Annotated in this window: 4 protein-coding genes; all 4 read right to left on the bottom strand. The window is 61.1% G+C overall.

Features of this window, described 5'->3' with window-relative positions; all coding sequences use genetic code 11:
- Nucleotides 1-15: 15 nt before the first annotated feature.
- Nucleotides 16-961, bottom strand: a protein-coding gene (locus GHK62_RS11710) for an IS630 family transposase (RefSeq protein ID WP_167528167.1) whose coding sequence is annotated in 2 segments (ribosomal slippage) — nucleotides 16-621 and nucleotides 623-961 — 945 coding nt in all. Because the reading frame shifts where the segments join, the coding sequence is not laid out codon by codon here.
- A gap of 116 nt (nucleotides 962-1,077) precedes the next feature.
- Complete coding sequence (locus GHK62_RS11705; RefSeq protein WP_153439245.1) at nucleotides 1,078-1,767, bottom strand: DUF502 domain-containing protein; 690 nt, start codon at nucleotides 1,765-1,767, stop codon at nucleotides 1,078-1,080.
- A gap of 18 nt (nucleotides 1,768-1,785) precedes the next feature.
- Nucleotides 1,786-2,283 carry a GNAT family N-acetyltransferase gene (locus tag GHK62_RS11700; protein ID WP_153439243.1) on the bottom strand — a complete coding sequence of 166 codons (498 nt, stop codon included), beginning with the start codon at nucleotides 2,281-2,283 and terminating at the stop codon, nucleotides 1,786-1,788.
- Nucleotides 2,280-2,606 (bottom strand): SIS domain-containing protein (locus GHK62_RS11695; protein ID WP_153439241.1); only part of this gene is annotated, 327 nt, incomplete at its 5' end. The genes GHK62_RS11695 and GHK62_RS11700, both read right to left, overlap by 4 nt.

The following is a 2,606-nucleotide window of genomic DNA, read 5'->3' as shown; positions in this document are numbered from 1 at the left end:
TAGAGTCTGTCAGACCTACGTTGAAACGTATCCTGCATGCCTGAGATAGGCGGCGCATTCGTGCGGGCTGAACGCCTTGAGAGCTTCGCCGACGCGCCGCCATGTCGCCTCGACGCTACGCTCGTCGGCCTTGCGCAGCAGGGTCTTGAGTTTGGCGAACATCATCTCGATCGGATTGAGGTCGGGGCTGTAGGGCGGCAGGAAGAACAGATGGGCGCCGGCGTCGCGGATGGCGCTGCGCGCCGGCTTGCCCTTGTGGCTGCCGAGATTGTCGAGGATGACGATATCCCCGGGGTTGAGGGTTGGCGCCAGGCATTGCTCGACCCAGGCGGTGAAGGCAATGCCGTTGATCGGGCCGTCGAGCACGAAGGGTGCGACGATGCGGTCGTGACGCAGCCCGGCGAGGAAGGTCAGCGTCTTCCAATGGCCATGCGGTATTCTGGCGATCAGCGGCTGGCCGCGCTGACACCAGCCGCGGCTGCGCGTCATGTTGGTTTTGACCCAGGTTTCGTCAACGAACACCAGGCGGCGCGGATCAAGTCGATGTTGATGGGTCTTCCAGCGGCTTCGGAAGCGCGCCACCTTCGGCCTGTCCTGCTCGCTGGCGATCAGCGTTTTTTTTAAATGTCTTGCCTTCGCGGCGCAGAAACCGCCAAACGGTGTCATGCGAGACATCGATCCCGGCCGCCTTCAGATCGGCGGCAAGCGCCCGCACCGTCCAATCGGTTTTGGCCGCCAGTCGGCGGTGAACCTCATCGGCCGCCGCGCCCCGCAGCATGGGTTTGACATGGCCCCCCATCTTGGCCGGCGCCAAACCGCGGCCGGACCGGTCGAGCTGGCCGATCCGCACCGCCGTCGCCGCCGATATCCCAAAGCGCAAGGCGGCCGCCCGCACCGTCATGCCTCCGGCCAAAGCGGCGGCGACGCGCTGGCGTAAATCAAGAGAAAGAGGTCGCGCCATCATTGCTGGCCTCCTCACCAGCAATGATCTTGAATCACAATCCCAACAAAAAGGGAATCCTGTTTCGATTCAGCTTAACGCTGACCGACTCTAGAGCAATTTCGGAAAGGCGTGTTCTAGGCGCTCTTCTGATGGGGGATCGGTCGCGGCGCGTTGGCGAGCGGCTTGTAGTCGGGCGCGACTAGGCCGCCGGAAATGAGGAGTTTGGCCGCGTCCTCGGCACTCATCTGAAGCGGTATGATTTTCTCGCGCGGCACGAACAGCAGAAACCCGGCCGTCGGGATCGGCGTGGGCGGAAGGAAAACCGTGACCATGTCCATGCCCCGCTCATCAAATTTCGCGGCGATTTCACCCTTGACGTCGGTCGCGATGAATACCAGCGACCAAAGGCCCGGGCTCGGATACTCGATCAGCCCTGCCTTTTTGAAGGACGAAGACTGCTCCTGGAGAACGGTCTGGAAAATCTGCTTGAGCGACTTGTAGATCGTGCGGACAAGTGGCGTCCTGTTGAGGAGCGACTCGCCGAAAGCGACGATCGACCGTCCTACGAGATTCGCCGTCATAAACCCGACGAGTGTTATGACGATCACAGCAACGAGGAGGCCAAAACCGGGTATGGCAACGGGCGAATAGGTGTCGGGATTATAAAAGTTCGGCAGGTAAGGTTTCACCCAGCTATCCGCCCATTCGATAAAGGAGCGAACCAGCCAGACCGTGATTGCCACGGGTGCGCAGATGATGAGCCCGGTAAGGAAATAGTTGCGCAGCCGGGCCGCTATGATGCCGCTTTTGGAGCCTTCCGTCATGCCGTTGCCATCAATTCTTCACATCGGCCCAAAGGCCGGATGATACGCGACATTGCCGGAAACCGTCGTTTCCGACAAGATCAGAACTAGAAAATATTGCGGCGCACAACCCGGAAAAACAAGAGTGCTTTCATGTCGAAAGCCGAACTTTTGGTATAACTCCGGCTCGCCGACGACGACGCAGCCCACCGCACCCGATTTCCGCAACATATCAAGGCCTTGGCGGATGAGCGCACTGCCCACGCCGCGCCCTTGCCTATCCGGCCGCACCGAAACCGGACCAAGCCCGTACCACCCGGCGGCGGAGGGGGTGATCGTCACCGGCGAAAAAGCGATGTGAGCGATCACTTCACCCGCGTCTTCCGCAACAAGCGACAGGGCAAGCGCGCCGGCGGCGCGCAGCCGCTCGATGATGAGCGGTTCCGTTTGGTCGCTATGCGGATGACCGGCAAAGGCGGCCGCGGTCACATCGCGGATCGCCTCATGATCGTCGCTCCGCTCCGGCCGGATGATCATTCGACGGTTACCGACTTGGCCAGGTTACGCGGCTGATCGACATCGGTGCCCATGAAGACGGCCGTGTGATAGGCAAGAAGCTGGATCGGCAACGCGAAGATCATCGGCGCGATGACCTCGTCGACGTTCGGCAACACGATCGTATGCATCGTGTCGAGCTTCGACGCGGCAGCGCCCATCTCGTCCGTGATAAGAATGATGCGCCCGCCACGAGCGGCAACTTCCTGCATGTTCGAGACCGTCTTGTCGAAGAAGCGGTCGTGCGGCGCGATGACGATGACCGGCATGTTTTCGTCGATCAGCGCGATCGGCCCATGCTTCAG

The organism is Sinorhizobium terangae (assembly GCF_009601505.1).
In the GTDB taxonomy this organism is placed as follows: Bacteria; Pseudomonadota; Alphaproteobacteria; order Rhizobiales; family Rhizobiaceae; genus Sinorhizobium; species Sinorhizobium terangae.
The sequence above is the reverse complement of the archived record's forward strand: the minus strand, read 5'-3'. Positions and strand labels throughout refer to the sequence as shown.

Excerpts from the sequence above, each read along its gene's own strand:
- GHK62_RS11705 (WP_153439245.1), bottom strand. The coding sequence starts at position 1,767 with ATGACGGAAGGCTCCAAAAGCGGCATCATAGCGGCCCGGCTGCGCAAC.
- GHK62_RS11700 (WP_153439243.1), bottom strand. The coding sequence starts at position 2,283 with ATGATCATCCGGCCGGAGCGGAGCGACGATCATGAGGCGATCCGCGAT.